This window comes from Actinosynnema sp. NPDC091369 (genome assembly GCF_044757065.1).
Taxonomy (GTDB): domain Bacteria; phylum Actinomycetota; class Actinomycetes; order Mycobacteriales; family Pseudonocardiaceae; genus Actinosynnema.
Genome location: NZ_JBIVUG010000001.1, coordinates 276075 through 300107, shown reverse-complemented (window position 1 = coordinate 300107; position 24033 = coordinate 276075). Strand labels below are relative to the sequence as shown.

Genomic DNA, 24033 nt, shown 5'->3' with positions numbered 1-24033 from the left:
GTGTGACGGCGCGGTGGTTGCGACCGGTGGTCCGAAACCGACCAATGTGTAGGCACAAGATCGGGTTCGGGGGTGTCGTGAGCCATCGTGAGTTGCCGCGCAGCGGGCGCGGGTGCCTGGCGGCGGTCGTGGGGTTGCCGTTGGCGGCGGCGGGCGGGGTGGCGGCGCTGGTGCTCGCCTTCGGCCACCCCGGGCCGTCGCCCTCGGCCGCGCCGCCCGTCACGGTGCACCGGACGCTGGTGAGCGTGCGCACCGAGGTCCAGCCCGTCCCGCTGCCGCCGGTGGTCGTCCACCCGACTTCGTCACCGCGGGTGCCCGGCACCGCCCGGTCGCCGGAGCCGACGCGGTCACCCGATCGCCGGGAGGCCGAGCGGTCGCCCGACGCGCCGCCGCCGCCGTCGTCGGCGCAGGCGGTCGGGCCGCGGGCCCGGGTCGACCTGCCGCCGACGCGCACGCGGGACGCGACGACCACCACCGGGCCCGTCGCGACGACCACCGAGGCGCCGGTCACGACCGCGGAGCCGACCAGTCCGACGACGACCGGGTCAGGTGAACAGGGTGTCGCCCCAGAAACCGCCCTCGCGGACGCCGGGCGGCACGGCGAAGTGCCCTGAGCCGTTGTGCTCCAGGTACTCCATCATCTTGTCCCGGGCCGCCAGCGCCGCCTGCATGGGCACGAACTGCTTGCCCGTGTCCCGGTTGAAGCAGAGGAAGAACAGCCCGGCGTCGAGGTGGCCGAGCCCGTCCGACCCGTCGGTGAAGTTGTAGCCGCGGCGCAGGACGCGCACGCCGCCCAGGTGCTCGGCCGACGCGAGCCGCACGTGCGCCGTCTCGCCGATCACCGGCAGCCCGCCCTTGCCCTTGACGTGCAGGTCGACCGGGTCGAACTCGGCGACCTGCCCGAGCGGCGCGCCGACGCCCTTGGTGCGGCCGACGATCTGCTCCTGCTCGGCCAGCGGGGTGCGGTCCCAGATCTCGACGTGCATGCGGATCCGGCGGGCCACCAGGTACGTGCCGCCGACCAGCCAGTCCGGCCCGTCGCCCGGTGCGACCCACACGTGCTCGCGCAGCGCGTCGCCGTCCTCGGCCTTGACGTTGTTGGTGCCGTCCTTGAAGCCGAACAGGTTGCGGGGCGTCGCCTGGGCGGTGGAGGTGGAGGACGTGCGGCCGAACCCGAGCTGCGACCACCGCACCGAGACCCGGCCGAAGCCGATCCGCACGAGGTTGCGGATCGCGTGCACGGCCACCTGCGGGTCGTTGGCGCACGCCTGGATGCACAGGTCGCCGCCGGTGCGCCGCTCGTCGAGGTCGTCGCCGGGGAACCGGGGCAGGTCGATCAGCTTCGCCGGCTTGAGCCCGGCCAGGCCGAACCGCTCGTCGAACAGCGACGGGCCGAAGCCGATGGTGAGCGTGAGCGCGGACGGCGGCAGGTCCAGCGCCTCGCCGGTGTCCTTCGGCGGGGCCTGCGCGCTGCCGCCGACCGCGCCGCCCTCGACCGCTTCCAGGCCCGCCGTCATCCGGCGGGCCGCCTCGGTCCACTCCTCCAGCAGCGAGACGAGCTCGTCGCGCTTGGTCGTGGTCACGTCCAGCGCGACGAAGTGCATCCGGTCCTGCGCGGGCGTGGTGATGCCGGCCTGGTGCTCGCCGTGGAACGGCACGGCCTCCGCGCCCGTCAGCCGCACCTGGTCGGACGACGGGGACGAGGACAGCGCGCCGACCGCCGCGCCCGCGCCGGCCAGCGCGACACCCGCCCCGGCGAACCCGAGCAGCCTGCGCCGCGGCAGACCTGTCACTGCGACACCACCTCCGCGACCCCGCTGATCGGCTCGCCGAGCGCGTCGACGGCGGCGGCGAGCGCCTTGACCTCGTCGTCGGAGAGCTCGGTGTAGAGCTTGAAGCCGTCACCGGCGCGGTGCTTCTCCAGCAGCTCGTCCAGGGCCTGGAACTTCTCGTCCACGGAGGCGACCAGCGCGGCGTCCCGGCCCTGGATCACCGGCCGCAGCGCCGCCACGGCCGCCTGCGAGCCGTCCACGTTGGCGCGGAAGTCCCACAGGTCGGTGTGCGAGTAGCGGTCCTCCTCTCCGGTGATCTTGCCGGTGGCGACCTCGTCCAGCAGCTCCTTCGCGCCGTTGGCCAGCTGCAACGGGGTCAGCTCGACCCCCTTGGCCAGCGTCACGATCTCCTCGACGTCGGCGCGCAGCCGGTCGGCGACGGCGGGGGAGTCGGCCCGCAGGCCGTCCTGCCACAGGTCCTTCTCCAGCCGGTGGAAGCCGGTGAACTCCACGCCCTCCTCGATGACGTCCTCGCGGCCGTCGATCTTCGGGTCCAGGTCGCCGAAGCTCTCGGCCACCGGCTCGATGCGCTCCCAGTAGGTGCGGGCGACGGGGAACAGGGCCTTGGCGCGCTCGACGTCGCCCGCCTTGACCGCGTCGACGAACTCGGTCGTCTTGGCGAGCAGGCTGTCGGCCTGCGAGTTCACGTACCGCTGGTAGCTCTTGGTCGCCTCGGCGAGCTCGGCGTTGCCGTCGGTGGCCTTGCGGCCCTCGCCGGACACGGTGAACCTGCCGCGGATGCCGTCGCCCTTCATGCCGGGCTTGCAGGCCGTCTCCAGCTCGCCCGCCTCGGTGACCTCGACGATGAGCCGCCGGGTCAGGCCGGGACCGATGTTCTCCACCTCGCCGAGGATCCGGTCACCCTCGGCGAACAGGTAGAACTCGGTGACCTTGCTGCCCTTGTTGGTCACCTCGAACGTCACGTTGCCGGTGTCGGCGCTGGTCCGGGCGACCTTGCAGGCGTCGTCGGTGGCCTCGACGGCGATCGGCCCGTCGGTGCCCGCGGGCGCGGCCTCGTTGCCGCACGCGGTGGCGAGGAGCAGCAACGAGCCGAGGGCGGCGGTGCGGAGGCGGTGGTGGGGCACGGGTGGTTCTCCGGTTTCAGCTCTTCGCCGCGACGCGCGGGCGGATCAGGAACAGCGGCAGGACGACCACGACGTAGGCGGTCCAGGCGGTGGCTTGCAGCACGGTGGTGCGCTGCGAGTAGTTGAAGATCCCCTTGAGCAGGGCCCCGAACCAGGAGTCCTCGGGCACGGTCTCGCTCAGGTCGAACGCCAGGGTGTCCAGGCCGGGCAGGATCGCGGCCTCCTGGAGGTCGTGCAGGCCGTAGGCGAGCACGCCCGCCGCCACGAACACCAGCAGCGCGCCCGTCCAGGTGAAGAACTTGCCCAGGTCGAACCGGATCGCGCCCCGGTAGAGCAGGTACGCCAGGGCGATCGCGACGCCGATGCCGGTCAGGAAGCCGATCATCGGCTGCACCGTGTTGCCCGCGCTCTGCACGCTGGAGTAGAAGAACACCGCCGTCTCCAGGCCCTCGCGGCCCACGGCGAGGAAAGCCAGGGTCACCACGGCCGCCGGGCCGACGTCCAGCGCGCGGTCGAGCTTGCCGCGCAGCTCGGCGGCGATGGTGCGGGCGGTCGACCGCATCCAGAAGATCATCGCGGTGACGAACGCGACGGCCAGCAGCGACATCCCGCCGCCGAACGCCTCCTGCTGCTCGAACGTCATCGTGGCGGTGGTGAACGTGATGACCGCGCCGACCAGGACCGACAGCGCGACGGCGGCGCCGACGCCCAACCAGACCAGGGGCAGGCGCGACCGGCGGTCGGTCTTGACCAGGAAGGCCACCAGGATGCTGACGACCAGGGCTGCTTCCAGCCCCTCGCGCAGCCCGATGAGCCCGTTGCTGACGAGCACGGCGTTGTCCTCACACGGAATTAACTTAGGCTCATCGAACTTAGGCAAGGCTGTGCTCGCGCGTCCAGTGGCACAAACCGGCGGAGCGGTGGTATATCCGGCATCCGGGACGAATTGCGCTGTGATCCTCGCCGTCCGGCCACCGCGAGCACGTAGCCTGGGGCGGTGGTCGTCCCGCCGCCGTCCAAGACCGAGCCGCGCCGCCCGTCGCGCGGCGGCGTCGGCAACCTCGTCGGACGCCTCGCGCTCGTGCTGATCCTGCTGGCCGTCGTGGGCGGCGGCGCGTGGGCGCTGGCCACGTTCAACCGGTCCGCGCCGAGGCAGGCCGCCGACCCGCCGTTCCCGGTGCCGTTCCAGGCGGTCGAGCCCGGCGCCGCCGCGCCCGCCCTGCCCGGCTCGGGCGGCGACGTCCCGCCGGCGGGCCAGGCCGAGTCCACCGCGGACCCGCTGGTCGCGTGGGCGTCGTCGCTGTCGGACAAGACCGACGTCCCGGCCCGCGCGCTGCGCGCGTACGCCATCGCCGACCTGGTCATGCGGTCGCAGAGCCCGAGCTGCCGGCTGTCGTGGGCGACGCTGGCCGGCATCGGCCGGATCGAGTCGCACCACGGCACGATCGGCGGCCTGCGGCTGGGCGAGGACGGCCGGCCGTCGCGCCCCATCATCGGCATCCCGCTGGACGGCTCACCGGGCGTGAAGGCCATCGCGGACAGCGACGGCGGCGTGCTCGACGGCGACACGAAGTGGGACCGGGCGGTCGGCCCGATGCAGTTCATCCCGACCACGTGGGCCCGGTACGCGGTGCGCGCGAACGGCGACGGCCAGGCGCCGGACCCCCAGAACATCGACGACGCCGCCCTCGCCGCCGCCCGCTACCTGTGCTCGGGCGGTCGCGACCTGGGCACGGGCGCGGGCTGGTGGGCGGCCGTGCTGGCCTACAACAACTCGACCGAGTACGGCCAGAACGTCTACAGCGGCGCGGACGCCTACGCGCGGGCCAGCGTCGGCTAGGGCCGGGTGACGTGCGGGTCGACGGTCAGGCCCAGGTCCGGCAGACCCAGCCAGTCCAGCTCGACCGACGCCCGCTCGGCCCGTGCCGCCAGCTCCAGCCGCACCCGGTGCACGCTCAGCAGCAGCGCTTGCAGCGAGTCGACGCCGAACGACGCGCCGACCGCCTCGTCACCCAGCCCGAGCACCTGGTGCGGGCAGCACCAGTCGCCGTTCGGGCTCAGCGGGTCCGGGTGGGGGCGGCCGAAGCGGACCACGACCGGCGTGCGGCTGCCGTCCGGGGCGACCCGGTCCAGCCGGCGCTCCGCGACCACCGGCCCGAGCTCGTAGGTCGTCATCGGTCCCGCTCCACCGCCAACCGGGCGCTGACCTCGCCCAACGCTTCCTGGTACTCCGGCGACGGGTTCATCGCCGCCGCGATCCGCAGCTGCGTCAACGCCTCGGTCAACCGGCTCTGCCGCTGCAACGTCCGACCCAGCGCGAACCGCGCGTAGTGGTCGCTCGGATCGAGCTCCAGCACCTTCCGGAACGCCGCCTCGGCGCGCTTGAGCTGGGCCGATCCCAGGTACGCCCGTCCCGCGAGCAGCTGCACGCCCACCTGGTCGGGCGCGGCTTCGAGCACGACTCGGAGCTCGCGCAGCGCCTCCAGCGGTCGGCGGTCCGCGAGCAGCGCCTCGGCCCGGCGGAACGCCTCGAAGGTGCTGTCGGTCATGGTTCGATCAACGCTACCCGGCCATCCGGTCGCCGTACGACAGCCGACCGGATGACGGGACCGGCGTGTCACGCCACGAGAGCCGCGAGCAGCCGGTCGAGCACCGGGCCGAGCGACGACGGCCGTTCCACGTGGGCGTTGTGACCCACGCCGGGCAGCACCACCCCACCCGGCTGCGCGGCGAGCAGGTGCTCCGGCGGGCACATCGGGTCGTCCTCGCCCGCGGCCAGCACGACCGGCGCCTTGGCCACCGCCAGCAGCCCCACCACGTCCGGCGCGCCCACCCCGAACGCCGCCGGGTCCAGCGCCGCCCGCCAGCCGCCGTCCACCTCGACCACGCCGTCCGCCAGCGGCACGCCCGCCAGCTTCGACGCCCACGCCGCCGCCTCCTCGCGGGTCGGGAACACCCGCGCGGGCTTCGCGGCCGGCGCCGCCGCCCGCGCCAGCTCGTCGTCGGTCCACCGCAGCTTGACCCCCAGCCCGGCGGCGGCCCGCACGTCCACCCCGAACCACCCGCTGGCCAGCGTCAACGCCACCACCCCGCCCAACGAGTGCCCCAGCACCGCCACCGGCCCGGAACCCACGACGGCGGCCACCGCCGCGGCCATCGACCCGAACGAGTACCGCGCCGCCGGCGCCGACCGGCCGTGCCCCGGCAGGTCCACCGCCAACCACGCCCCGGGCCACGAATCCGCAGTTGAGCGCCACACCGAGGCCGTCGCACCGAGCCCGTGCAGCAGGACCAGCAGCGGCCCGTTCCCACCCCGCGCCACGTGAACCACGCGTGAACCCCTCCCCACCGGTGCCCCAACAGGCGAGCCGGGGCCGTCCCACACCTTGCACCAACTAGGCTCGGCATCGATACACAGATGGTCTGACGAGGGAGCGCACGTGGCGGTCATCGAGCAGGTCGGCGCCCGCGAGATCCTGGACTCGCGAGGCAACCCGACCGTCGAGGTAGAGGTGGCGCTGGACGACGGCACGCTGGAGCGCGCCGCGGTTCCGTCCGGTGCGTCGACCGGCGAGCACGAGGCGGTCGAGCTGAGGGACGGCGACGCCAAGCGCTACCTGGGCAAGGGCGTCGAGCGCGCGGTCACGGCGGTGCTCGACGAGATCGGCCCCGAGCTGGTCGGCATCGAGGCCGTCGAGCAGCGGGTGGTCGACCAGAAGCTGGTCGACCTGGACGGCACGCCGGACAAGTCCCGCCTGGGCGCGAACGCCATCCTCGGCGTCTCGCTCGCGGTGGCGAAGGCGGCGGCGGCGTCCAGCGGCCTGGAGCTGTTCCGGTACGTCGGCGGCCCGAACGCGCACGTGCTGCCGGTGCCGATGCTGAACATCCTCAACGGTGGCGCGCACGCCGACACCGACGTGGACATCCAGGAGTTCATGATCGCGCCGATCGGCGCGGAGAGCTTCCGCGAGGCCCTGCGCTGGGGCGCGGAGACCTACCACGCGCTGAAGTCGGTGCTGAAGTCCAAGGGTCTCGGCACCGGCCTGGGCGACGAGGGCGGCTTCGCGCCGTCCCTGTCGAGCAACCGCGACGCGCTGGACCTGATCCTGGTCGCGATCGAGAAGGCGGGCTTCACGCCCGGCCGCGACATCGCGCTGGCCCTGGACGTGGCCGCCACCGAGTTCTTCTCGGACGGCGCGTACACGTTCGAGAAGACCAAGCGCAGCGCCGAGCAGATGACCGGCTACTACACCGAGCTGGTCAACGCCTACCCGCTGGTGTCGATCGAGGACCCGCTGTCCGAGGACGACTGGGACGGCTGGGTGCAGCTGACCGCCGAGCTGGGCGAGCGCGTGCAGATCGTCGGCGACGACCTGTTCGTGACCAACCCGGAGCGGCTGGAGGAGGGCATCTCCCGCCGGGCGGCCAACGCGCTGCTGGTGAAGGTCAACCAGATCGGCACGCTGTCCGAGACGCTGGACGCGGTCGCGCTGGCCACGTCCTACGGCTACAAGTCGATGATGTCGCACCGGTCCGGCGAGACCGAGGACACCACGATCGCCGACCTCGCGGTGGCCGTCGGCGCGGGCCAGATCAAGACCGGCGCGCCCGCCCGCGGTGAGCGCACCGCGAAGTACAACCAGCTCCTGCGCATCGAGGAGGCCCTGGGCGACGCCGCGCGCTACGCCGGTGACCTGGCCTTCCCGCGGTACACGCCGGAGAGCTGATGGCACGACGGGAACGGGAACCCCGGCGCGGTCGCGAGGCCGCGCGGGGGTCCCGCCCTGCGCGGGCGCAGGCCCGCGACGGGCAGGCCCGCAAGCCGGCACCGCGCACCCGGCCCGCGGCGCGCAAGCCGCAGTCCCGGGCGCGCACCAGGACCGGCACGGGTGGCGCGTTCGGCATGACCGGCACGCGGCGGGCCGCGCTGCTGGCGATGGTGGTGTGCGCGCTGGCGCTGAGCATCGCCGTGCCGCTGCGCACCTACCTGGCGCAGCGCGAGGAGCTGCGCGAGGTCACCGCCTCGCAGGAGACGCTGCGGGCCGAGGTCGGGCAGCTGGAGCAGCGCAAGCGGGAACTGGCCGACCCGGCGCACGTGGAGGCCGAGGCGCGGCGCAGGCTGCACTACGTGCGGCCCGGCGAGACGCCCTACATCGTGCAGCTCCCCGGCGACGCGGAGCGTGAACTGGACCAACAGCGACCGGAGACCAAACCGGCCGAGGACAAGGCGTGGTACGAGCAGTTGTGGGATTCGGCGGCGGCGCGATGACGGTGAGCGACGAGGACCGGGCGGCGGTCGCGGCGCAGTTGGGCCGCGAGCCGCGGGGCATGCGGGCGGTGGCGGCGCGGTGCCCCAGCGGGCACCCGGCGGTCGTGCAGACCAACCCCCGGTTGGAGGACGGCACGCCGTTCCCGACCCTGTACTACCTGACCTGCTCCCGGTTGAACTCCTACGTCAGCAGGCTCGAGGGGGCCGGGCTGATGAAGGAGATGACCGACCGGCTGGCCGTGGACGACGAGCTGGCCGAGCGCTACCGCCGTGCGCACGAGTCGTACCTGGCCGAACGGGACGCGATCGAACCGCTCGGCACGACCGTCACCGCGGGGGGCATGCCGGGGCGGGTCAAGTGCCTGCACGTGCACGTGGCGCACTCGCTGGCCGCGGGCCGGGGGGTGAACCCGTTCGGTGACGAGGCGCTCGACCTGCTCGCCGAGTGGTGGCCGAGCGGGGAATGCGCGTCAACGGTGAAAAACTGAACGTACGGGCAGTTCTTCGGCACAAAGACAGCGGCTGCCCGTGACACCGCCGTTCGGATCAGGCAGGCTGGATCGCAGGCCGGGTGACGAGTCGATGGGGAGTTCGGAGTCGTGCCGAAGTCGAAGCGTCGTGGGCGGAAGCGGACGAAGGTCCAGCCGGGCACGATGACGCCGCGGCAATGGGGCTTCGCCGCCACCGCGACCGCCGCGATGCTCGTGCCCGCGCTGCTGCACACCGCGACGCCGATCGACTGGGTGCACCTCGCCGGCCGCGCCGACGTCGAAGCCGTGCCGCCCGGTCCGGGCGACGTGCTGGGCACGCTCGCGCTGGACGCCGAGGGCAAGCTGGGCGCGACCGGCCGGCTGCCCGAGACCGACGAGCTCAGCGCGGCCCTGCTCGCCGAGGCCGACGACCCGGCGGGCTTCGAGGACGACCTGCCCCCGCTGGAGGGCGGGTTCTCGCGCGAGGGCCAGCACGGCATCCCGGGCGTGATGCTCGACGCGTACATGCGCGCGGCCGACCGCCTGGCCCAGACCACGCCCAACTGCCACCTCGACTGGCCGCTGCTGGCCGGCATCGGCCGCATCGAGTCCGGCCACGCCCGCGGCGGCCGGGTCAACGAGAACGGCACCACGGTCGAGCCCATCCTGGGCCCGGTGCTCAACGGCGGGCCCGGCATGGCGGCGATCCGCGACACCGACGGCGGCCGGTTCGACGGCGACCGGAACTGGGACCGGGCCGTCGGCCCGATGCAGTTCATCCCGTCCACGTGGGCCGGTTACGCGGCCGACGGCAACGCCGACGGCGATCGCAACCCGAACAACATCTACGACGCCACCATCGGCGCGGGCAACTACCTCTGCGCCCACAACTCGGACCTGAGCAACCCGGAGCAGCGCGCCAGGTCGGTGTTCCGCTACAACCAGTCCAACGAGTACGTGGCCACGGTGCTGTACTGGGCGGACGTCTACGCCAGCGGCGTGCCGGTGCTGCCCGACATGTTCGGCTCGGACGACGACTTCGGCCAGGACACCGGCAACGGCACCACCCCGGGCAACAACAACACCTCCCCGCCCGGCAGCACCAACCCGCCGTCGTCCAGCACGTCGCACCCGACGACGACCACCACCACGACGACGACCACCCGGACCGGCGTGACGGGCACGGTCACGTTCCCGCCGTCGACGTCGACCACCACGCCGACGTGCCCCACGCCGCCGACGGAGACGACGACCACCACGCCCACGACGACGCCGACCACGACGCCGTCCATCCCGCCGGGCTGCCCCACGCCGACGACGACCACGACGACGACCACCACCACGACCACGACGACCACCGAGCCGCCCGCCGCGACGACCCCGGACGGCACGACCGGCGGCACGTCGTCCTCCTCCAGCGGCTCGTCGTCGTCCCTGTCGCCGTCGACCACGTCGTCCATGAAGGCCACCTGAGCCGGACCTTTTCGCAAGGTTGCGCTAATCGTTGACAGCGCCCCGGAATGGTCGAACACTACCCGCACCGGCAGCTCCTGCCGGATCGGTCGCCACCGCCATTCGGTGATCCGGTCGTCGCCCGTTCGACGACCCGCCGATTTCGGCATGCCGAGTGCCGTTCGCATTCCCGTCAGTCATCCCGCGTTGTGCCCTGAGCTGCCGCCGCATTCCGGGCTGTACCTTCTGGAGGGCAGATGCACATCCGCAGATACCGATTCCGATTCTTATCGGCCGTGGCGGTCGCCGCACTGGGGGTGGGCAGCACGGTGTTCGTGGCGCAAGCCGCCGCCACCGGCTGCGCGGTCACCTACTCCGTCCCGACGCAGTGGAACAACGGCTTCACCGGTGAGGTGAAGGTGACCAACCTCGGCGACCCGCTCAGCTCCTGGACGCTGACCTGGAGCTTCACCGCCGGCCAGCAGGTGACCCAGGCGTGGAACGCCACCACGACGCAGAGCGGCGCCCAGGTGACCGCCCGCGGCGTGAGCCACAACGCCACCCTGCCCACCGGCGCCACCGCCACGTTCGGCTTCAACGGCTCGTGGACCGGCAGCAACCCCGCGCCGACCTCGTTCGCCCTCAACGGCACCACGTGCACCGGCGCGCCGGTCACCACGACGACGACGCCCTCGACGCCCTCGACACCCACGTCGGTGCCGCCGACCGACAACCCCGGCTGGGGCAAGTCCCTGCCACCTGCGGGCGCGCCGACCAGCATGGCCTACGACATCGTCGCGTCGGAGACGGGCAGCGGCTACTCGCCGAAGGCGGGCGAGTGCTCCCGCGAGGTCCACGCCCGCTACTGGACCTACGGCCCGGACGGCAAGGTCTACCCGACCTGGCACCCGCCGCGCGACGCGAGCGGCTGCGCGTTCGGCCACGAGCACGGCGACGACCCGCGCACCTCGGACCTGTTCGCCGACGCGAAGTGGCCCTACTTCGGCTACACCAGCGAAGTGATGATGACCGCCAACCCGACCGGCGCGCACCGGCACGAGGACCACGTCGGCCACAAGGTCCTCGCGGTCAACAACTCCAACGTCATCCAGGGCGACAACGGCACGAGCTTCTTCCCGCCGCAGGGCACCACCATCGCCACGTGCGACGTCCTGCTGAAGTTCCACCAGGGCACGCACTCGCCGGACGCGTTCACCAACAACGTGCACGAGCTGATCTACAACAACAAGTGCACCCACCGGGACAACAACCAGGTCACCGAGGCCAAGTTCACCGCGTTGATCCCCAACGGCCGCCCCGGCGGCTTCGGCGCCACCGACTGCCCCGGCCCGTTCAACAACAAGTTCACCACCGTCGGCCCGGCCGTCCCCGCGGACTCCCCGTCCGACGCCCGCTCGCTCGGCCGGCTCATCACCGACGCGGCCTGCGTCCAGGCCATCCGCGAGGGCAAGACCCACTTCGAGGTCATCACCGGCACCGAGATCCCGTTCGACACGAACGACCTGCACGAGTTCTGGTTCTCGGACGTCTCCATCAGCACCGGTCAGCTGACGTTCACCATCCAACCGCTGTTCTACGTCCTCAACCCGGCCCGCTACTACGACGCCTCCAAGCCGAACAAGCTGGCCCGCCAGGTCGACCTCTGCTACGAGAACATCCGCGGCGACTACTGCAACACCGTCCGCCGGATCACCGAGCAAACCGGCCGGCGGGTCGCCTGGGACGACCCGCGCTCCCCGTTCAAGGGCACCCTGCGCGAATTCCGCGCCGGCGGCTTCAAACTCCGCAACTCCGGCCCGACCACCGTCTACACCGACGTCTACGGCCGCAACCCGTCCACGACACCATTCACCGGTTCGATCAAGCAGCACTTCTCCGGCAACCACGCCGAGCAGAACATGTTCGTCCGCGGCGCCACCAGGGACTACGCCGCCAACTCCGCCGACCAGATCCACGCGCCGAACTGAGCACCCGGGGGGCGGGCGCTATTCGTAGCGCCCGCCCCACCCATTTTTGTCGTACCCCTCTGGCAGAATTACAACAAGGGTTCCCCTTGCCGGGGACCCCTGCGGAGCATGACCACAAAGCACCACCACTTCGTGCACCCCCGGGTTTTTCCCGCCACTGGCAGGGCTCCGTGTCATCCCGCCGACCTGGCGCAGCCCTACCGCGCTGATCTGCCCGTCCGGCGAGGACTCCTTTGTTCTCCGCTCTTCTGATCTTTCCCCCTTCACCCACCCCCAGCCCCCACCACTACCCTTCCCCCAGCACCACTCACCAGCGGGGAAGGGACTCACGGCATGGCACGCGTGGCCGCGATCGACTGCGGGACCAACTCGATCCGCCTGCTGGTCGCCGACGTGACCACTTCGGACAGCGGCGAACGGTGGCTGCGCGACGTGCACCGGGAGATGCGGGTCGTCCGCCTCGGCCAGGGCGTCGACGCCACCGGTGAACTGCACCCCGACGCCATCGCCCGCACCCGCGCCGCCCTCGTCGACTACACGGCCGTCCTGCGCCGCAAGGGCACCGAACGGGTCCGCATGGTCGCCACCTCCGCCACCCGCGACGCCGCCAACAAGGACGTCTTCTTCGACATGACCCGGGACGTCCTGGGCGTGGCGGCCGAGGTCATCACCGGCGACGAGGAAGCCCGCCTCTCCTTCACCGGCGCGGTGTCCGACCTGGACCCGGACGAGGGCCCGTTCCTCGTCTCCGACATCGGCGGCGGCTCCACCGAGCTGGTCCTGGGCACCTGGAACGGTGTGCGCGGCGACGTGACCGCCGCCCGATCGGTGGACATCGGCTGCGTCCGCCTCACCGAACGCTGCCTGCACACCGACCCGCCGACCGAGGCGCAGGTCGAGCAGGCCGTCGACGTCACCCGCGACATCCTCGCCGAGGCGTTCGCCGCCGTGCCCACCTCCGACGCGCAGACCTGGATCGGCGTGGCCGGCACCGTCACCACCCTCGTCGCCCTGGCCAAGGAGCTCCCGCGGTACGACCCGGAGGAGATCCACCTCGCCCGCCTGAGCCTGGACCGGGTCCGCGAGGTCACCGCCAAGCTGCTCACGATGAGCCACGACGAACGCGCCGCCCTCGGCCCGATGCACCCCGGTCGGGTGGACGTGATCTGCGGCGGCGCGCTGATCGTCCGCACCCTGGCCGACCACCTCGAGTCGCACGGCATCACCGAACTGGTCGCCGGCGAGCACGACATCCTCGACGGCATCGCCTTCGCGCTGGCCTGACCTCCGACTCCCCGACCAGCAACCCCGGACCATCCCTGTCAACTGGGATTGATCGTGATCAGGTCGTGACGCCCTCACCCATGTGGCCGCCGTCACCCTGCCCCTAGGTTCTCTCTCACGCTGTGAAAGCGGTCGACTCTGCTCGGTTACCCCGATCAGGTGGGAGGACCCATGGCACGTGCACGATTAGCCTCAGGAGCGAAGACCACGGTCGCAGCCGTGACGGTCGCGCTGGTGGCCGCCGCCTGCGGCTCGACGGACACCCCGACCGGCTCCAACACCGACGCCGGCATCACGATCTTCAACACCGAGCCGGAGAACCCGCTCGTCCCGGGCAACACCACCGAGGTGGGCGGCAGCCGCGTCCTCGACCCGATGTTCACCGGCCTGGTCGAGTACCGCGCGCAGGACGCGCAACCGGTCAACGCCATGGCCGAGTCGATCGACACGACCGACTCCAAGGTCTTCACCGTCAAGATCAAGAAGGGCTGGCGGTTCCACGACGGCACGCCGGTCACCGCGAAGAGCTTCGTGGACGCCTGGAACTGGACCGCCTACGGCCCCAACGGCACCCAGGGCGCGAGCTTCTTCTCCCAGATCGAGGGCTTCGACGCGGTCCACCCGAAGGACCCCGACGGCCCCGACAAGCCGCAGGAACCGCCGGCGCCCTCCGCCGAGACGCTGTCCGGCCTCGCGATCGTGGACGACCACACGTTCACCATCACGCTGTCCGAACCGTTCTCCGTCTTCCCGGTCACCATCGGCTACGAGGTCTTCGCCCCGCTGCCCGAGGCGTTCTTCAAGGACCGCGAAGCCTTCGAGGAGCACCCGATCGGCAACGGCCCGTTCAAGTACGTCTCGCGCACGGTCGGCACCGACATCAAGCTGACCCGCTACGACGACTACCAGGGCACCGACAAGCCGAAGTTCAAGGACCTGACGCTCAAGGTCTACCAGAGCCGCGAATCGGCCTACGCCGACCTCGTCGCCAACAACCTGGACTTCATGGAGGAACTGCCGCCCAACGCGCTCGCGGGCAAGCAGTACGAGACCGACCTCGGCGACCGGGTGGTGCAGCGCGAGACGCTGAACAACCAGACCATCGCGTTCCCGTTCTACCTGCCGCCCTACGACAACGCCGACCTGCGCCGCGCGATCTCCATGGCGATCAACCGCGAGGAGATCACCGAGCGGATCTTCGAGGGCACACGCAAGCCCGCCGACGGCTGGGTGCACCCGCTGATGAAGGGCTACCGACCCGGCCAGTGCGGCGAGTACTGCACGTTCAACCCGGAGAAGGCCAAGGAAGCGCTCGCCAAGTCCGGCTACACCGGCGAGATCGTGCTGCTGTCCAACACCGACGGCGGGCACCAGGAATGGGCCGAAGCCGTCGTCAACAGCATCAAGAACACCCTCGGCGTGCAGGCCCGGTTCGTGCCGTCGACCAGCTTCGGCGAGTTCCGGCAGAAGGTGAACGCGCACGAGATGACCGGCATGTACCGGGCGGGCTGGGTCGCCGACTACCCGTCGATCGAGAACTGGCTCACGCCGCTGTTCCGCACCGGCGCGTCGTCCAACGACGGCCTGTACTCCAACCCGGCGTTCGACGCGAAGCTCGCCGAGGCCGACAAGGCCACCAGCGAGGACGCGGCGATCGAGCTGTACCTCGAAGCCGAGCGGATCATGGCCCCGGACCTGCCGTCCATCCCGCTGTGGACGCAGAACACCATCGCGGGCCGGTCCGACCGGCTCAAGGTGGCCAACCTCGACCCGTTCCGCACGCTCGACCTCTTCTCGGTGGAAGTGGCCTAGCCGGGCAACCAGCCACTCGGGCCGGTCCGGGCACGCCACCCGGACCGGCCCCCTGGTGAGGGGAGCGCCCGATGGGGCGGTACGTGCTGCGCAGGTTGTTGCAGATGGTGCCGGTGTTCGTGGGCACCACGTTCCTGATCTACGTGCTGGTGTGGGCGGTCCCGGGCGACCCGTTCGAGGGCAAGTGCGGCGAGCGCGACTGCCCCGCCTCCTACGTGGCGATGATGCGCGAGCGGTTCAACCTGGACGACCCGCTGCTGCTCCAGTACTGGAAGTACCTGGTCAACCTGGTGCAGGGCGACTTCGGCGTCACGTCGTCCGGTGTCCAGGTGGTCGACCGGATCGCCGCCGCGTTCCCGGTGACGCTGCGCCTCGCCCTGGTGGCGCTGCTGATCGAGGCCGTCATCGGCATCACCGCGGGCGTCGTGTCGGGCCTGCGCAACCGCGGGTTCCTGGACAGCCTGGTGCTGGTGTCGACGCTGTTCCTGATCTCCATCCCGGTGTTCGTCACCGGGTACGTCGTGCAGCTGGTGTTCGGGCTGCAACTCGGCTGGATCGCGCCCACGGTGACCACGCCGACGTTCGGCAACCTGGTCGTGCCCGGGTTCGTGCTGGCCAGCCTGTCCATGGCCTACGTCGCCCGCCTCTCCCGCGCGAGCATCGCGGAGAACCGGCGGGCCGACTACGTGCGCACGGCGCTGGCCAAGGGGTTGCCGACGCGGCGGATCGTGGGCGTGCACCTGCTGCGGAACTCGCTGATCCCGGTGATCACGTTCCTGGGCACGGACCTCGGCGCGTTCCTGGGTGGGGCGATCGTCACCGAGGGGATCTTCAACGTGCCCGGTGTGGGCGGTCTGGTGTTCCGGTCGATCCTGACCAAGGACGGCGCGATGGTGACCGGCGTGGTGACCGTGCTGGTGCTGGTGTACCTGCTGATGACGTTGCTGGTGGACCTGCTGTACGCGGTCTTGGACCCGAGGATCCGCTATGACTGACCAACTGGCTTCCCTCGTCGTCGAACGGCCGCGGGGCCTGTTCGGGGACGCCTGGCACGCGCTGCGCCGCCGGCCGCTGTTCTGGGTGTCGGTGGCGTTGATCCTGCTGGTGCTGCTGATGGCGGCGTTCCCCGGGCTGTTCACCTCGGGCGACCCGAACGCCGCCGACCTGTCCCGGTCGCGCGGCGCGCCCTCGTCGGCCGCCTGGTTCGGCTACGACAACCAGGGGTATGACGTGTACACGCGGATTGTATACGGTACACGAGCGTCGATCGTAGTCGGAATACTGTCTACACTAGGCGTGGTCCTGGTCGGCGCCTCAGTGGGCATGCTCGCCGGCTTCTACGGCGGCTGGCTGGACGCCGTGGTCTCGCGGATCGCGGACGTGTTCGTGGGCGTGCCGTTCGTGCTGGGCGCGATCGTCATCCTGACCACGTTGAACGCGGGCGGCGACGCCGGGCCGGTCCGGATCGTGGCGCAGGTGGTGCTGTCGATCTCGGTGCTGTCGTGGCCGGTCGCGATGCGGATCATGCGGTCCACCGCCATCGCCGCCAAGCAGCAGGACTACGTCAAGGCGGCCCGGGCGCTGGGCGCGTCGCCGCGGCGGATCATCGGCAAGCACCTGCTGCCCAACTGCGTCGCGCCCGTACTCGTCTACTCGACGATCGCGCTGGGCGCGTTCATCGGCGCCGAGGCCACCCTGTCCTACCTCGGCATCGGGCTGCGGCAACCGGTCGTGTCGTGGGGCGTGATGATCAACAGCGCCAAGGACTACCTGCGCGTCGCACCGCACGCCCTGCTGTTCCCGGCGGGCTTCCTGACCGCGACCGTGCTGGCGTTCGTGATGCTGGGCGACGCGGTCCGCGAAGCCCTCGACCCGAAGCTCCGGTAGGAAGGGGGGGACCATGCTGGAGGTCGAGGACCTGCACGTGGAGTTCCGGACCCGGGACGGGGTGGCGCGCGTGCTCAACGGCGTGAGCTACCACGTGTCGGCCGGCGAGACGGTGGCCGTGCTCGGCGAGTCCGGGTCGGGCAAGAGCGTGACCGCGCAGGCGATCATGGGCATCCTGGACACGCCGCCCGCGTTCGTCACGCGGGGCTCGGTGCGGTTCCACGGCGAAGAACTGCTGACCGCCTCGCCCGAACGCCGCCGCGCCGTCCGCGCCGAGGGCGTCGCGATGATCTTCCAGGACGCGCTGTCGGCGCTGAACCCCGTGTTCACGGTGGGGTTCCAGATCGAGGAGCAGCTGCGGCTGCGGCGCGGGATGAGCCGGGCCGAGGCGCGCACGCGGGCGATCGAGCTGCTGGACCTGGTGCGGATACCGGCGGCGCGGCAACGGGTCCGCGAGTACCCGCACCAGTTCTCCGGCGGGATGCGGCAGCGGGCGATGATCGCGATGGCGCTGGCGCTGGACCCCGAGGTGCTGATCGCCGACGAGCCGACGACGGCGCTGGACGTGACCGTGCAGGCGCAGATCATGGACCTGCTGGCGGAGATCCAGCGCGAGCGGCGGATGGGGCTGGTGCTCATCACGCACGACCTCGGGGTCGTCGCCGAGGTGGCCGACCGGATCGTGGTGATGTACGCGGGGCGGATCGTGGAGCAGGCCGACGCCGTCTCGCTGTTCCGCTCACCCGGCCACCCGTACACGGCGGCGCTGATGCGCTCGCTGCCGAGGCTGGACGCCAAGGGCACGGCCCTGGAGACGATCCGCGGGCTGCCGCCCAGCCTGCTGGCCGTCCCGCCCGGCTGCCCGTTCCACCCCCGGTGCCCGCGGGCGGAGGACGTGTGCGCCGTGCGCGTGCCGCCGGACGTGCGGCTGGGGTTCGGGCGGACCAGCGCGTGCCACTTCGCGGAGGAGGTCGTCGGTGGCTGAGCTGTTGGAGGTGCGCGACCTGGTGAAGCACTTCCCGGTGACGCGCGGGGTGGCGTTCCGGCGGACCGTCGGGCACGTGCGGGCGGTGGACGGGGTGTCGTTCTCGTTGCGCGCGGGGGAGACGCTGGGCGTGGTCGGCGAGTCCGGGTGCGGCAAGTCGACGTTGGCGCAGGTGCTGATGCGGCTGGAGCCGCCGACGTCGGGCACGGCGCTGTTCGAGGGCGAGCCGATGTTCTCGCTGCGGGGCGCGGCGTTGCGGCGGTGGCGGCGGGACATGCAGATCGTGCTGCAGGACCCCTACACCTCCCTGAACCCGCGGATGACCGTGGGCGACATCGTCGGCGAGCCGTTCGAGATCCACCCCGAGGTCGCGCCGCGCGGGTCGCGCGCGGGACGGGTGCGCGAGCTGCTCGACGTCGTCGGGCTGAACCCGGAGCACATCAACCGGTACCCGCACCAGTTCTCCGGCGGGCAGCGGCAGCGGATCGGGATCGCGCGGGCGTTGGCGCTGCGGCCGAAGGTGATCGTGTGCGACGAGCCGGTGTCGGCGTTGGACGTGTCGATCCAGGCCCAGGTGATGAACCTGCTGGCCGAGCTCCAGGGCGAGTTCGGCCTGGCCTACGTGTTCATCGCGCACGACCTGTCGGTGGTGCGCCACCTGTCCGACCGCGTCGCCGTCATGTACCTCGGGAAGATCGTCGAGATCGGCACGGAGGAGGAGATCTACGAACACCCCACGCACCCGTACACGCAGGCCCTGCTGTCGGCCGTCCCGGTCGCCGACCCGACCCTGCGGGGCCGCCGCGACGTGATCCGCCTGACCGGCGACGTCCCGTCCCCCCTGAACCCACCCTCCGGCTGCCGCTTCCGCACGAGGTGCTGGAAAGCCCGCGACCTGTGCGCCACCGAAGAACCCGCCCTGGTCACCCGCGTCGGCCACCACCCGAGCGCCTGCCACTTCGCCGAGGAACGCCACGTCATCCCCTGACGGCCTCCATCCCCTGGCCCGCCGCGCCCCTCCGACCGCTGCGTCCCCTGGCCCGCCATGGCCGCCGTTGCCCTCCGACCGCTGCCGCCCCGTAGCTCGCCGCGGTGCCGACCTCCGACCACTGGCGTCCCCTGACCGTCGCCCTCTGGCCTGGCGTCCCCCGGCCCGCCGCGGCCTGCCCGCTGTGGCTCCCTGGCCGGCTGTGGCTCCGCGACCGCGGGTCAGGGGCGGCGGAGGGTGGCGAACACCCGGCGGGCTTCCGCGCAGGACCGCTCGACCTCACCCGGGTCGGGCTCCTCACCGCTGTCCGTCATCCGCGCCTGCGACTGCTCGGTCCGGCAGATCGCCTCCGCCACGCGGGCCGTGTCGCGCAGCAGCGGGTCCGTCCCGGCGGCGGCATCGGCGAGGTCGGCGACCGACAGCACGTGCCCGCGGGGGGCCGGCGAGCGGGTCGCGGCCCGGGCAGCCGACGACGTCCACGCGCGCTGTCCTCCCGTTCCGCGAGCCGCCCGCGCTCCGCGAGCCGCGCGCGGAACGGGGGCCTGCCGTGGGCCGCTTGTCCCTCAACCTTCTGTCCCGCAAGCCGCTCGCCGTACCCGGGCTGCTCGGCCTACGGGTCCCGCCGTGTGCGCCGCCTCCATCTTTCCGGCAACGAAATCGGCGATGACATCGATCCCGTTCGACCACTGGTTCGCTCGTCCGGGTGATCTTTGGTGACGCGCGTTCACCGTCCCGGACGAGCGAACGACCAGGTCCTAGCGGTTCGAGGCGGATTGGACGAACTCCGCCAAGTCCTTCGACTGCTGCACCCGCGACGGCTCGTGCACGTACATCATATGACCCGCGGGGTAGTAAGCGGCCTCGATGTTGGAGTGCAGTTCGGCCGGGATCTGCAGGTGGGCGACCACGTGCTCGGCCGCGTAGTACGGCGTCGCGCCGTCCAGGTAGCCGTAGGCGATGTGCACCTTCAAGTGCGGGTTGGCGCGCATCGCCGACGACAGCTTGTTCGCCACCGTCACGTGCGTGCCCTCGAACTCCTTGTACGACCAGGGCCGCACGTTCATCGTCAGGATCTCGTACGGCAGGTCGTTCTCGTACTCCAGCTCCGCCCGCACGTAGTGGTTCAGCGCCGCCGTGTACGGCCCGAGGATCGCCGAGTACGACGGGTCCTCGCTGAAGTGCTCGCGCCCGTAGTCGGCGTCCGCCCCGGTGAACCGCGAGTCCAACCGGCCGACGACCTTGCGCTCGGACCGCAGCAGCTCGGTGAAGAACCGCACGTGCTCGATGCGCAGGTTCACCCGGTCCACGTAGTCCTCGCTCAGCCCGGTCAACCCGGCCAGCCGCGCCACCGCCGCCGCACGCTCCTCAGTGGACAGCCGGTTGCCCCGCGCCAGCGCCCACGGGTAGTCCCGCGACGCGAAGTCCTCCGCGTCGGCCAGCACGTCCTCCAGCGACCGCGACCCGTGCAGCCCGTGGTAGTGCGCGATGGCCGCGTAGGTCGGCAGGAACAACGTGTGCGGCAGGTCGTTGCCCTCGCTGAAGTCCAGCGTGGCGAAGTCCAGCACGGACGAGATCAGCATCAGCCCGTTCAGGTACATGCCGTACCGCGACTGCAGGTAGTCGGCCAGCCCGGCGGCGCGCGTGGTGCCGTAGGACTCGCCCGCCAGGAACTTCGGCGACATCCACCGGCCGTTGCGCGACGTCCACAGCCGGATCACCTCGCCGACCGACTCCAGGTCGCCCTGGAACCCGTGGTACTGGCCGGGCTTCTCGCCCTTCACCGCCCGCGAGTACCCGGTCGACACCGGGTCGATGAACACCAGGTCGCTGTGCGCGAGCAGCGTCTCGGCGTTGTCGACCAGGTCGTACGGCGGCGGCGCGAGGTCGCCGACGTCACCGGACACGACGCGGCGCGGTCCGAGCAGGCCCAGGTGCAGCCACACGCTGGACGAGCCGGGGCCGCCGTTGAACGCGAACGTCACGGGCCGCTTCGCCGGGTCCGCGCCGTCCAACGTGTACGCGGTGACGAAGACCTCGGCCTTCGGCAGGTGGCCGTCGAACTTGCCCTCGGTCAGCACTTCCTGGCGCAGCACCACCCGACCGGTGGTCGTGGTGTAGTTCAGCTTGCGCCGCTTGACGGTGATGCTGTGCTGGGTGGTGACGAGGTCGTCGGCAGGGGTGTCCTTGTCGTCGCCGTTGTCCTTGGCGGCCTGCTCGTCGCCGTTGTCCTTGTCGGTCATGGTCGAACTCTACGATCGGAGTCGTCGTCGGTGCTCCCGCTTTCCGCTCTTGACGAACGGGTTACCAGTTGCCGGGCGTGCCCGCGCCTGGTGGCGTGGCGCGAGGAGGTGGCGCGGGTCAAGCGGGCGGCGTTCCGCGACCAGGAGTACTGGGGACGCCCGGTGCCCGGCTTCGGCCCGGCCGACGCGTCGCTGGCGATCATCGGCCTGGCCCCGGCCGCGCACGGCGCCAACCGCACGGGCCGCATGTTCACCGGCGACCGCTCCGGTGACTTCCTGTACGCGGCGATGCACGCGGTCGGGCTGGCGACCCAGCCGACGGCCACGCACATCGGCGACGGGCTGGAGCTGATCGGCACCCGGATCACGGCCCCGGTGAAGTGCGCGCCGCCGGAGAACAAGCCGACCCCGGAGGAACGCGACAACTGCCGCCCCTGGCTGATCCGCGAGCTGGAACTGCTCCGGCCGACGTTGCGCGCGGTGCTCGTGCTGGGCGCGTTCGGCTGGCAGGCGGCGCTCCCGGTCCTGGCCGCGTGCTGGCAGGTGCCCCGACCGCGGCCCGCGTTCGGCCACGGCGCGCACGTCACCCTGCCCGCCCAGGACGGCGGCGCCCCGCTGCACCTGTTCGGCTGCTACCACGTGAGCCAGCAGAACACGTTCACCGGCAAGCTGACCCAACCGATGCTCCAGGACGTCCTGCGGGCCGCCGGTGCCGCGGCGGGGATCATCCAGGCATGGGCAGCCGGGCCAACCACGTGATCGTCGGGAACGACGGCGTCGAGGTGTTCTACTCGCACGGGGGTGCGGTCGGGTTGCTGGACGAGCTCGCCCGCGGCCCGGACGTGGTCGAGCGGTTCCGGGCGGGGCAGGTGGTGGACGAATGGCTGGACGACGTGTGGTGCGAGGGAGCGGCGCTGGTCGACCTCGTGGACCGGGTCCTGCTGCACTTCACCTGGCACCACGACGGGGTGGCGGATCGGGCGCGCAAGCTCGCGGCGATCAGGGACGCCTGGCCCGGGTGGGACGTCCGCTGGGCGTACGGCGGCTTGGAGGACGTGGTGGCGTACCTGGGCGTCGACCGGCTGACCGTGCGGACCGAACGCGAAGAGGTCGAGACGCTCAACGGACCGCACGAGGACTTCCCGCAGGACGCCGGCTGCGTGATCACGGTGCGCGACGCGGACGGCGTGCTGCGCGGGTACTCGGTCCACCACCAGTTCGGCGAGCCGCTGTGGGCCGGGCCGCGCCTGCTGCACCTCGTCGAGCCGCTGACCCCGGTGTCCGGCCGGGGCCCGTTGTCGTCCGACGACCCGGGGCCGGACCTGGGTGTGCACGTCGACGTCGCACGCCGCGAGGTCGGCTGCTGGACGGGCGGGACGGTCAAGGGGTCGGTCGAGGAGGTGGCCGAGGCTTGGCCCGGGTGGCGGTTCGAGTTCTGGGAGGACCGGCACGAGGAGCAGGCGCGGCGGTGCGCGGGCGAGTTCGAGGTGTTCCCGTTCCCGCCGTGAGCGCCGCCGTGAGCGCCGCCGTTCCCGCCGGGGGCGCCGGCCCGGTCGGCTCGGTTCCGGCGAAACCACCCGCGCCCGGTCGGCCCGGCAGGCATCCTGGGGGGATGAAGCCCCGGCTCGCGCTCTTCCTCGCGGTGGGGTCGGTGCTCGTCCTCATCGCGCTCGCGGCCCGCGGGACGTCCCCGGTGCGCTACCAGGACCGCCCGGTGGTCGACGACGAGACCACGACGCCCACGACCCAGTCGGTCCCGCCGCTGGAGCCCGACCTGGACGGGTCCGCGGCGGCCGGGTCGGTGCTGGTCCTGCTGATCGTCTTCATCGCGGTGGCGGTCGTGGGGATGCTGTGGCTGCTCATCTCGCTCGGCGTGTTCCAGCGGCGTCGGCGGCGCGGCGCCGGTGTCACGGTCGACGCGCCCGACCTGCCCGAGGAGCACGCGAAGCCGCCGGCGATCCTCGTCCGGCGCGCCGCCGAGGCCCTGGACGAGCTGCGCGGCAACGCGGACGGCCCGCCCGGTGACGCGGTGATCGCCGCCTGGCTCAGCCTCGAACGGGCCGCGCGGGACAGCGGCGTGCCGCGCGCGGGCCACCAGACGGCCACCGAGTTCACCGGTGACCTGCTGCGCCGCTACCGGGTGGACGAGCACGCCACCGGCACGCTGCGCCGCGTCTACCAGCGGGCCCGGTTCGGCACCGCCGAGGTGACCGCGGCGGACGCCCGCACCGCCGCCGACGCGTTGGAGCACATCGTGCGGGACCTGCGGTGAACCCCCTCGTCGGCGGCATGGGGCGCGCGGTGGCGCTGGCGGTCGCCGTCACGGTCGGCACCGCGCTGATCCTGGTCCGCGTGGGCGCGCCGTGGCTGTGGGCGGTGCTGCTCGCGCTGCCCGCCGGCGCGCTGAGCCTGCTCGTCGCACGCCTGCCGCGCGCGACGGACGTGCTGTGGGCGCCACGGCCCGCGACCATCTCCACCGCCACGTCCGCGCAGGCCAGCACTCTCGCCGGCCGGTTCGCCGAGGCCGCCGTCGACCAGGACCGGTTCGCCAACCGGATCCAGCCCCGGCTGCGCCGCCTCGCCGAGGCACGGCTGCGGCAGGTGCACGGCGTGCCCGACCTGCACCACCCGAGGGCCCGGGAAGTGCTCGGGGACGACCTGCACCGCCTGCTCACCGACCCGAAAGCGCCGCTGCCCGAGCCGTCCCGGCTCGCCGACCTGTTGGAGAAGCTGTGACCGGA

25 protein-coding genes are annotated in these 24033 nt (G+C 72.0%); 17 read left to right on the top strand and 8 right to left on the bottom strand.

Translation table 11 applies throughout. From position 1 onward, the window contains the following. Window positions 1–77 precede the first annotated feature (77 nt). Window positions 78–614: a hypothetical protein gene (locus ACIQMJ_RS01480; protein ID WP_499759056.1), complete on the top strand. Its 537-nt coding sequence runs from the start codon at window positions 78–80 to the stop codon at window positions 612–614. On the opposite strand, the gene efeB is transcribed toward ACIQMJ_RS01480, so the two are convergent. The 3 genes from efeB to efeU are packed head-to-tail and all read right to left on the bottom strand — an operon-like array spanning window position 546 to window position 3749. Further along, a complete protein-coding gene (gene efeB, locus ACIQMJ_RS01475) occupies window positions 546–1793 on the bottom strand; it encodes an iron uptake transporter deferrochelatase/peroxidase subunit (RefSeq protein WP_499759055.1) in 1248 nt (415 codons plus the stop codon). The two genes, ACIQMJ_RS01480 and efeB, sit on opposite strands and share 69 nt — an antisense overlap. Then, window positions 1790–2917 carry an iron uptake system protein EfeO gene (gene efeO / locus ACIQMJ_RS01470; RefSeq protein ID WP_499759054.1) on the bottom strand — a complete coding sequence of 376 codons (1128 nt, stop codon included), beginning with the start codon at window positions 2915–2917 and terminating at the stop codon, window positions 1790–1792. Before efeO ends, efeB begins: the two co-directional genes overlap by 4 nt. Before the next feature lie 16 nt (window positions 2918–2933). After that, window positions 2934–3749 (bottom strand): iron uptake transporter permease EfeU, encoded by an 816-nt coding sequence (efeU, locus tag ACIQMJ_RS01465; protein ID WP_499759053.1) that lies wholly within the window; start codon window positions 3747–3749, stop codon window positions 2934–2936. A 165-nt stretch (window positions 3750–3914) separates the two neighbouring features. On the opposite strand from efeU, the gene ACIQMJ_RS01460 reads away from it, so the two are divergent. After that, window positions 3915–4757: a lytic transglycosylase domain-containing protein gene (locus tag ACIQMJ_RS01460; RefSeq protein ID WP_499759052.1), complete on the top strand. Its 843-nt coding sequence runs from the start codon at window positions 3915–3917 to the stop codon at window positions 4755–4757. Here ACIQMJ_RS01460 and ACIQMJ_RS01455 read toward each other — a convergent pair. From ACIQMJ_RS01455 to ACIQMJ_RS01445, 3 genes are all read right to left on the bottom strand, one after another. After that, complete coding sequence (locus ACIQMJ_RS01455; RefSeq protein WP_499759051.1) at window positions 4754–5092, bottom strand: DUF6968 family protein; 339 nt, start codon at window positions 5090–5092, stop codon at window positions 4754–4756. The two genes, ACIQMJ_RS01460 and ACIQMJ_RS01455, sit on opposite strands and share 4 nt — an antisense overlap. Continuing rightward, window positions 5089–5466, bottom strand: a complete 378-nt coding sequence (locus ACIQMJ_RS01450; protein ID WP_141979208.1) for a tetratricopeptide repeat protein — start codon at window positions 5464–5466, stop codon at window positions 5089–5091. Before ACIQMJ_RS01450 ends, ACIQMJ_RS01455 begins: the two co-directional genes overlap by 4 nt. 68 nt (window positions 5467–5534) lie before the next feature. Then, window positions 5535–6248, bottom strand: coding sequence for an alpha/beta fold hydrolase (locus ACIQMJ_RS01445; RefSeq protein WP_499759050.1), 714 nt, complete (start codon window positions 6246–6248; stop codon window positions 5535–5537). 109 nt (window positions 6249–6357) lie between these two features. Between ACIQMJ_RS01445 and eno the strand changes: the two genes are divergently transcribed. The 11 genes from eno to ACIQMJ_RS01390 all read left to right on the top strand — a co-directional run bounded on the left by eno (window position 6358) and on the right by ACIQMJ_RS01390 (window position 19052). Continuing rightward, window positions 6358–7644 carry a phosphopyruvate hydratase gene (gene eno, locus ACIQMJ_RS01440; RefSeq protein ID WP_141979206.1) on the top strand — a complete coding sequence of 429 codons (1287 nt, stop codon included), beginning with the start codon at window positions 6358–6360 and terminating at the stop codon, window positions 7642–7644. Beyond that, window positions 7644–8186 carry an FtsB family cell division protein gene (locus ACIQMJ_RS01435; RefSeq protein ID WP_499759049.1) on the top strand — a complete coding sequence of 181 codons (543 nt, stop codon included), beginning with the start codon at window positions 7644–7646 and terminating at the stop codon, window positions 8184–8186. Before eno ends, ACIQMJ_RS01435 begins: the two co-directional genes overlap by 1 nt. Further along, window positions 8183–8674 (top strand): DUF501 domain-containing protein, encoded by a 492-nt coding sequence (locus tag ACIQMJ_RS01430; RefSeq protein ID WP_499760226.1) that lies wholly within the window; start codon window positions 8183–8185, stop codon window positions 8672–8674. Before ACIQMJ_RS01435 ends, ACIQMJ_RS01430 begins: the two co-directional genes overlap by 4 nt. A 111-nt stretch (window positions 8675–8785) precedes the next feature. Continuing rightward, window positions 8786–10129 (top strand): lytic transglycosylase domain-containing protein, encoded by a 1344-nt coding sequence (locus ACIQMJ_RS01425; protein ID WP_499759048.1) that lies wholly within the window; start codon window positions 8786–8788, stop codon window positions 10127–10129. 275 nt (window positions 10130–10404) lie between these two features. Beyond that, window positions 10405–12096 carry a cellulose-binding domain-containing protein gene (locus tag ACIQMJ_RS01420; protein WP_499759047.1) on the top strand — a complete coding sequence of 564 codons (1692 nt, stop codon included), beginning with the start codon at window positions 10405–10407 and terminating at the stop codon, window positions 12094–12096. Between the two features lie 333 nt (window positions 12097–12429). Beyond that, window positions 12430–13380, top strand: a complete 951-nt coding sequence (locus tag ACIQMJ_RS01415) for a Ppx/GppA phosphatase family protein (protein ID WP_499759046.1) — start codon at window positions 12430–12432, stop codon at window positions 13378–13380. A gap of 171 nt (window positions 13381–13551) precedes the next feature. Further along, window positions 13552–15192: a peptide ABC transporter substrate-binding protein gene (locus ACIQMJ_RS01410; protein ID WP_499759045.1), complete on the top strand. Its 1641-nt coding sequence runs from the start codon at window positions 13552–13554 to the stop codon at window positions 15190–15192. A gap of 71 nt (window positions 15193–15263) precedes the next feature. After that, the gene (locus tag ACIQMJ_RS01405) at window positions 15264–16187 is read left to right on the top strand and encodes an ABC transporter permease (protein WP_141979201.1); all 924 of its coding nucleotides are present in this window, start codon (window positions 15264–15266) and stop codon (window positions 16185–16187) included. Then, window positions 16180–17079 carry an ABC transporter permease gene (locus tag ACIQMJ_RS01400; protein WP_499759044.1) on the top strand — a complete coding sequence of 300 codons (900 nt, stop codon included), beginning with the start codon at window positions 16180–16182 and terminating at the stop codon, window positions 17077–17079. The genes ACIQMJ_RS01405 and ACIQMJ_RS01400 overlap by 8 nt, the downstream gene beginning before the upstream one ends. A 13-nt stretch (window positions 17080–17092) precedes the next feature. Then, on the top strand, window positions 17093–18064 hold the full coding sequence (locus ACIQMJ_RS01395) for an ABC transporter ATP-binding protein (protein ID WP_141979199.1): 972 nt from the start codon (window positions 17093–17095) through the stop codon (window positions 18062–18064). After that, window positions 18057–19052 carry an ABC transporter ATP-binding protein gene (locus ACIQMJ_RS01390; protein ID WP_499759043.1) on the top strand — a complete coding sequence of 332 codons (996 nt, stop codon included), beginning with the start codon at window positions 18057–18059 and terminating at the stop codon, window positions 19050–19052. Before ACIQMJ_RS01395 ends, ACIQMJ_RS01390 begins: the two co-directional genes overlap by 8 nt. A 221-nt stretch (window positions 19053–19273) precedes the next feature. On the opposite strand, the gene ACIQMJ_RS01385 is transcribed toward ACIQMJ_RS01390, so the two are convergent. Continuing rightward, complete coding sequence (locus ACIQMJ_RS01385) at window positions 19274–19477, bottom strand: hypothetical protein (RefSeq protein WP_499759042.1); 204 nt, start codon at window positions 19475–19477, stop codon at window positions 19274–19276. A 330-nt stretch (window positions 19478–19807) separates the two neighbouring features. Beyond that, the gene (locus tag ACIQMJ_RS01380; protein ID WP_499759041.1) at window positions 19808–21292 is read right to left on the bottom strand and encodes a S10 family peptidase; all 1485 of its coding nucleotides are present in this window, start codon (window positions 21290–21292) and stop codon (window positions 19808–19810) included. A gap of 30 nt (window positions 21293–21322) precedes the next feature. Here ACIQMJ_RS01380 and ACIQMJ_RS01375 point away from each other — a divergent pair, with 30 nt between their 5' ends. The 4 genes from ACIQMJ_RS01375 to ACIQMJ_RS01360 all read left to right on the top strand — a co-directional run bounded on the left by ACIQMJ_RS01375 (window position 21323) and on the right by ACIQMJ_RS01360 (window position 24028). After that, entirely contained in the window at window positions 21323–22051 is a 729-nt protein-coding gene (locus tag ACIQMJ_RS01375) for a uracil-DNA glycosylase (protein WP_499759040.1), read from the top strand. After that, complete coding sequence (locus tag ACIQMJ_RS01370) at window positions 22027–22800, top strand: hypothetical protein (protein WP_499759039.1); 774 nt, start codon at window positions 22027–22029, stop codon at window positions 22798–22800. The genes ACIQMJ_RS01375 and ACIQMJ_RS01370 overlap by 25 nt, the downstream gene beginning before the upstream one ends. 104 nt (window positions 22801–22904) lie before the next feature. Then, window positions 22905–23564 carry a DUF4129 domain-containing protein gene (locus ACIQMJ_RS01365; RefSeq protein ID WP_499759038.1) on the top strand — a complete coding sequence of 220 codons (660 nt, stop codon included), beginning with the start codon at window positions 22905–22907 and terminating at the stop codon, window positions 23562–23564. Continuing rightward, on the top strand, window positions 23561–24028 hold the full coding sequence (locus tag ACIQMJ_RS01360) for a hypothetical protein (protein WP_499759037.1): 468 nt from the start codon (window positions 23561–23563) through the stop codon (window positions 24026–24028). The genes ACIQMJ_RS01365 and ACIQMJ_RS01360 overlap by 4 nt, the downstream gene beginning before the upstream one ends. Window positions 24029–24033 lie beyond the last annotated feature (5 nt).